Consider the following 5,768-nt stretch of genomic DNA (forward strand, 5'->3'; position numbering starts at 1 on the left):
AATTCTTTGGCATTTTTTACCTCGTTACGCGCGTCTGTGGCTTTGCCAACGGATACTTCCGCGTGCGCACGAGTGAACCAGTGCGTGGCAACGTCTTCCTCCACAACATGACGGCCTTTAACAAACTCGCGCCGAGAACCGTCGGGAAGCGTGAGCACAAACGGGGTATGTACGTGTATTACTGCATCATTTTTTGCCATCGGGTCATCCTTAATGGCCCCGCCAGGGGGCCATGTGGCTGTTAAATGCCATCAACGTACGAAATGGTTTCTTTGTACACTGGCTCGACTGCACCCAGCTTGCCGTAGTAAGTGACGATCTGATACAGACCGCGATACTGCACCGGCACGCTCTGAAGCGGAACCAGCGGGTAGCGGACGTATTTTTTATCGTTGGTGTACGCAACCATACGATCCTTATTCCCCACACCACGGCCTTTCAGCCATTTAACCGCGCGGATATTCAGCGGAACACCGTTCTGGTGATAGCTGATGGTGTTGGTCTGAAGGTACGTCAACAGGGACTGGTTACCTGCAGATGAAACGATGATGCTGGACAACAGAGCAAACTGCTCAGGCGGGATCAGCAAATCACGCGGAACCACAGAGTAACCAGAAGCGGCCCACGCATCAGACAGCACCTGGTTAATGCTTGCGCGGATTTCGTCCGGTGTTGAGGTTGCCCACGTTTTGGCAGCGTTGTTGACAGGCACGCCGTCCAGGGTAACAAGGCCTTTCAGGTTTAATGCGGAATCGCCAACATATACCTGTTCATCGTTATCCATCTGCCATTTCAGTTGCATACCGTCATACTTCTGCGTATCAATCGGGCGGCCGACCTGCTGAGCAGCCTGCAATTCTATGACCGTCCAGCCAAGTTCCATCCCCCACAGGTTCAGCGGGTTACCGGATTTGCCGATATCCACGTTCACGCCAGCAATAGCGGTTGAGTCTTTGCCTACCCAGTTTTTTCCATTCGGATTTGCGCCAGTACCCGCAGCGGCGAAGCTGGTATTCGTCCAGCTGGAAATGTCATCTGCGATGGAGACGTCTTCACGCAGTTGAATATCGCGGCTCCAGGTGTACCCCACCAGTGGCAGGTTCAGCGTCTGGTCGAGTCGCTCCAGCTCCCCGATGAGAAAGGCACCAGAGCTGTCAACGGTTGCCTGATCAAAAGTAATCATTCGTCTGTTCCTTAAATCTTCCAGGAAATTTCTGCATTGCCGTCAGCATCACCGGCACCTGTGAATTCAGCGTTGGTCAGCACCACGTTTTTGCCACTGACTGACGTGGACATGAATCCACCCAGCGGCACTTTGATGGATTCATCAGTGGAGACGACAACGTATACCGGATCGCCTTTTTTGATAGTGCTGGCATCAAAATCAGAACCGAGATTAACGGTCACGTAGCCACGCTTCATGGCGTCGCCCGGGAAGTTCTTGCCTGTTCCCACCTGGCGAACCATGTCCGGCTGCGACGTGGTCGGATAAGGGCGCACGTAGATCCCCTTCACCTTGTCTGCGGTATCACCATCTGCCAGCGGCACGAAAAAACCGTCATCATCGTATTTACCAGCCAGGCCATAGGCAGCGAAGGCGTTATCGGATTTAAGGACCACCGGTTCGACGGTTAAGTCCTGCGGGCGAGAGACAGCCCCGGCAATGCCAACAGGCATCCGGTACAGAAATACATTATTCATTTTTTACCCTTTACGGTTTGCCCAGAATTCAGCGTTTTGTTTGTTCAGGGAAGCGATACTGGTCATGCCCATGTTTAGGCGCTGTGCATCGCCGGTGGTGGCGCGGGTGTTTCTCCCTTTGGCAACCTCAGACACGGCATTAAACGCCATGTCGACCGATTGTTTCGGTAATTTGCGGATATCCGCATCACCGACTATCTGGCGAACCAGCGTTTTGTCAGCAGAAGCCAGAACCTCGCGTTTGAACGCGGTCGGTTTCATCTTACGGCTCAGATCGATACCCGGAACGATAACTTCGGCACGCCAGGCTGAGTCACCAGTAATCGTGGTTTCCTCTTCATCGTCCTCGCCGTCACCGGTCGGATTATCGTCAGGCTTATTATCGTTATCGCCCGTGGCATTTCTTTCCAGCTTAGCCAGCAGGGCTTTCAGTAATGTTTTGAGGTCATCATCACTGTCGCCGGTTGGATCTCCGCCCATCTCTGGTGCTTTGTCCGGTAGTGGTTGCTGCGGGGACAGGTTGATGTTGAGATTAACGCCCTGCGGCAAATCCCCCTCATCTCCTGTAACCGATGCGGGAGCCGACTCCACCAGTTCGTTCATGGTGTCGGCATCTCCTGTCTTGATGGCCGCACGCATGCGGTTCCACCAGTTTTTCTTTTGATTTGCCATTGTGTCTCTGTCTCCAATTGCACAACGATTTCCGGCTCTGCCTTTAGGGACAAGAGCCACATGGTTTCCGGTAATATCGACCTGCTCGGCTTTACCTGGCTCGGTCTGCTCGTACTCCGCGTCATAGCCGCACGACACTTCGCGCAGGCCATCTTCGATAAGCTGAATGGCGCTTTCGTCTTTGACGATAAGGTCAGCCAGCATCAAATCAGACTGCTCACCCGTCCCGCGCCGGACATTCTGGAGGTGCCCGACAGCAAGCTCTTTCCAGTTCTCGGGATTTACCAGCCGCACATTCCCGTTTTCATCTTCAGGATGCAGGATCGTGATGCTCATCCCTTCGAATGAGGCAAGCGTGGCCGGATGGAATACCTGCTCAGGAGAACGCGTGACGACTATTTCACCGAACTTATCGGGTTTCAGTTTTGGCAGGTCATCAGCACCATAGAGCTGCTTACCTGTTCGTCCTATCGGCACGTCTTTGCACAGCAACGAGCCGTCAGCCAGGCGGTATCGGGTTTCCCCGAGCCTGGTCTCAAAAAAGTATTTCATGGGTTATGCTGCCCTTTTCATTGCGAATGGAACGCGAACAAACACGATCTCTTTATAGCAGCGGCAGTTTGGCAGCTCGCCCGCGTGGCCGGTCATGCCGTCCAAAGTTGGAGGTGAATCCCAGCGGACGAATTTACCTTTCATGTGATCGTGGGAATCTCGGACATCGCCATCATCGGCTGTACGCCAAATATAACCATCCGAGCCAATAGCTATCGCTCGGGCCATATCCAGCGCGCCCGTTGCTCTTCCCAGTTCCGTTCGGGCAATCAGATCGGCCCTAGACTTAGCAACATCGCCGGTAGATGCAATCTCTTTAGCAAACTGCTCCGCCCGACCACCGGTGACAACAGCCTCTATCGCTTTGTTCTGGATGTCGTACACCCTGTCTGCGGCCTCGAGAGGCAGAGATTTGATGTACTTGACCTGTTCGGCGATGATGGATTGCATCACCTGGCCCACAGGAGCGCTTTCCACAAGATTGCGGAGCTCGCGACTGATGTTCTTGCTGTGTTGCCGCCAAACTTTCTCGTTCTGCCGGGTTAGGTCCGCAGTAAAGTTTTCCGCGACCTTTGTCGCCCAGGGGGTGATGATTTCACTGTAACGCTCCAGCGCCGCAATAATTTCCGTGATACTGTCATTTGAACCATCGTAGCGACCATTTACGATGTCTCCGACCGCCCTCGCTATCCTGCGTAGGCTGGTTCGATACCGGATTTCCGCCTGACGGCTCCTGCGGTTCGTCATCAGGTTCGCCGATGCCGGGCGGCGCTTCATCTTCGGCATTCTCGATGTCCTCGTCGGTAATGGATGCCCCGATGCCGGTTACGTCAGAATTTTCTCGCAAATCAGTCATAGCGGCTTTCAGTGTCATCAGACCATCACCCAGCGCCGTACTGATTGCGTTGGTGGTGTTTAACGCCACCGTTGAGCGATCGACATCAGACATTTGCCAGAGCGGGTTAAACTCAAACGTGAAATCGTCCGGCAGCGGCTTGCCAAGTTCCGAACGATGCATGATGTCCAGTATCCGCCGCACCGGAAGACGTAAACGCCTCTCCTGCAACGAACTGATGCGATCGTAATAGTTGGCAAGGTCTGCATCACCGGTAGAAAATCCTTTCGGGGACTGTCCGAACAACCGCACCAGTGGGATACCAACAGCGCCACTAATCTGTTCTGCAAACTGCGAAAGGATGTCATCCAGACCACTGAAGCTGTACTGATGGGTTTCAAACTTATCCCGCGAGTCCATGAGCGTCATGCCTTCATTACTCTGGAACTGTCGAATCAGGTCGATATTCTTCAGCAACGCTTCATACGCAGGACCACCAAGTGCGATAAGCTCGCGTAGCTTCTCCACGCTGTAGGTACGCAAATGCGCCTTGTAGACCAGCTGCGCCGCGCCGACAGTAGCGCTGTCGAACGCGGTAAGACGATCCCAGATACGCTCTACAACCGACATTCCCCATTCGTTCTCGGTCATCTTCTGCTGAAATGGCAACGTGACGCCATCAAAGCGAATCAGGCGACTGTGATGAATGCGCCAGGCAGGAATTCCCGTTGCTGTGGTCACCACATCGTAAAACTCAGGTTTACCCAGGTCCGGCCCCATATCTTTAATGCGGCGGGTCAGTGCCGGGTCGACCATCCAGCGGTCGAGCGGGAGAATCCCCTTAAACTTGCCCTTACCGATGGTTTCGGGTCGCAGCGGGGTCATTGGTGCCTGCCCCTCAATCATGATGAAACCCACCGCGCCGCCGTAGAGGCGCGACCATTTCAGCACGTCATTCAGCGCATCCCAGATTTGCAACTCATCCAGTTGTGATTCGAGAATGCCACGATCTTTTGCATCAATTTCCGAAGTGATGCGAATGCCTTTGCGGGTCATATCATCCGGGATAGCATCGACTGCTTCGCCGATGATCCAGGATGAACGATAGGACCATTCCACCAGCATGCGGTTACGACTGGTGAAATTAGCCCGGCAGGTGGATGCTGAGTGCTGGTTAGGTGTCTGCATCCCTACGCGGGCAATAAAATTCTCATAACCATCAGCTGTGGCCTGCACAGTTCGCCGCAGGGCTTGTTTGTTTCGTGCCATCAGGCCTGTCTCCCCAGCTGTTCCCAGATATCCAGCGATGTATCGATTGGCGCGAAGGCCATAATGAATGCATCAGCAACGTTTGGTGACGGTATCTCGCGTTTTGCGAGGTCTTTTTTACTTTCGACCATCACACGTCCGTTACGGTCGAAATCACGATGAGGTGTTGTCAGTTCCAGTTTCAGCTTTTCAAGCAACGGACAACGAGAATCTATGCTGATCAGCTCATCCACAGGATACTGTTCTCCGTTGTTAATGGCGTTAAACGTATTTCTGAAACGGTCAGCCACCAGCCACCATGCCTGAGCCTTAAGATTTGCGAAAAAGTCTTTGTTGGGGATGCCGTTGTACTCGTCATCTGGCTCATGCACACCAGCACCGGCGTTAAACCTCTGGTAATTCACACGTCGCGCGTATGCGTTCTCGCTCTTCCGGTCAGCGTTAATTTCAGAGAATTTAGCACCGGCAGACGCACCAACACCGATAGAGTCGTAAACAATATCTGCTTCACGCTCCAGCGCCGCCTGATAAGTACGCTGGCAGCTCTTCAGTAATTCATCTTCTTTGGCCTTCCATTCGTCGGCCCAGAAAACAACGGATCCGTGACGGTAAACGTTAGCGCACTTATCTGTACCACTGTCAGCCACGTCAAAGCCAATACGCTTTCTTCCACTGGGTTCGAAATTTAACGTTTTGTGCGCATCCACTGCGGCTTCTATCCAAGACAGTTTGATGATTG

At 53.3% G+C, this 5,768-nt stretch carries 6 protein-coding genes and 1 pseudogene; all 7 read right to left on the minus strand.

Translation table 11 applies throughout. From position 1 onward, the window contains the following. Window positions 1-200, minus strand: a 200-nt coding sequence (locus ACUU1M_RS18215) for an STY1053 family phage-associated protein (RefSeq protein WP_075332783.1), incomplete at its 3' end; no start/stop codon positions are given. Window positions 201-241: 41 nt separating this feature from the next. Then, a complete protein-coding gene (locus tag ACUU1M_RS18220) occupies window positions 242-1,183 on the minus strand; it encodes a DUF2184 domain-containing protein (RefSeq protein WP_000627472.1) in 942 nt (313 codons plus the stop codon). A gap of 11 nt (window positions 1,184-1,194) precedes the next feature. Further along, on the minus strand, window positions 1,195-1,701 hold the full coding sequence (locus tag ACUU1M_RS18225) for a structural cement protein Gp24 (protein ID WP_001066732.1): 507 nt from the start codon (window positions 1,699-1,701) through the stop codon (window positions 1,195-1,197). A 3-nt stretch (window positions 1,702-1,704) separates the two neighbouring features. After that, window positions 1,705-2,925 (minus strand): DUF2213 domain-containing protein, encoded by a 1,221-nt coding sequence (locus tag ACUU1M_RS18230; RefSeq protein ID WP_000873146.1) that lies wholly within the window; start codon window positions 2,923-2,925, stop codon window positions 1,705-1,707. Between the two features lie 3 nt (window positions 2,926-2,928). Next, entirely contained in the window at window positions 2,929-3,672 is a 744-nt protein-coding gene (locus tag ACUU1M_RS18235) for a phage head morphogenesis protein (protein ID WP_000184977.1), read from the minus strand. Continuing rightward, entirely contained in the window at window positions 3,563-5,029 is a 1,467-nt protein-coding gene (locus ACUU1M_RS18240) for a DUF1073 domain-containing protein (protein ID WP_000113497.1), read from the minus strand. The genes ACUU1M_RS18235 and ACUU1M_RS18240 overlap by 110 nt, the downstream gene beginning before the upstream one ends. Next, a pseudogene (locus ACUU1M_RS18245) lies at window positions 5,029-5,768 on the minus strand (PBSX family phage terminase large subunit); the annotation flags it as partial. The pseudogene ACUU1M_RS18245 and the gene ACUU1M_RS18240, both read right to left, overlap by 1 nt.

The sequence above is a fragment of the Shigella sp. SIG6 genome, from assembly GCF_053555815.1.

What these genes read in the sequence shown, in the direction of transcription:
- ACUU1M_RS18240 (WP_000113497.1), bottom strand. Translation starts at nt 5,029, where the DNA reads ATGGCACGAAACAAACAAGCCCTGCGGCGAACTGTGCAGGCCACAGCT.
- ACUU1M_RS18230 (WP_000873146.1), bottom strand. Translation starts at nt 2,925, where the DNA reads ATGAAATACTTTTTTGAGACCAGGCTCGGGGAAACCCGATACCGCCTG.
- ACUU1M_RS18220 (WP_000627472.1), bottom strand. Translation starts at nt 1,183, where the DNA reads ATGATTACTTTTGATCAGGCAACCGTTGACAGCTCTGGTGCCTTTCTC.
- ACUU1M_RS18235 (WP_000184977.1), bottom strand. Translation starts at nt 3,672, where the DNA reads ATGACGAACCGCAGGAGCCGTCAGGCGGAAATCCGGTATCGAACCAGC.
- ACUU1M_RS18225 (WP_001066732.1), bottom strand. Translation starts at nt 1,701, where the DNA reads ATGAATAATGTATTTCTGTACCGGATGCCTGTTGGCATTGCCGGGGCT.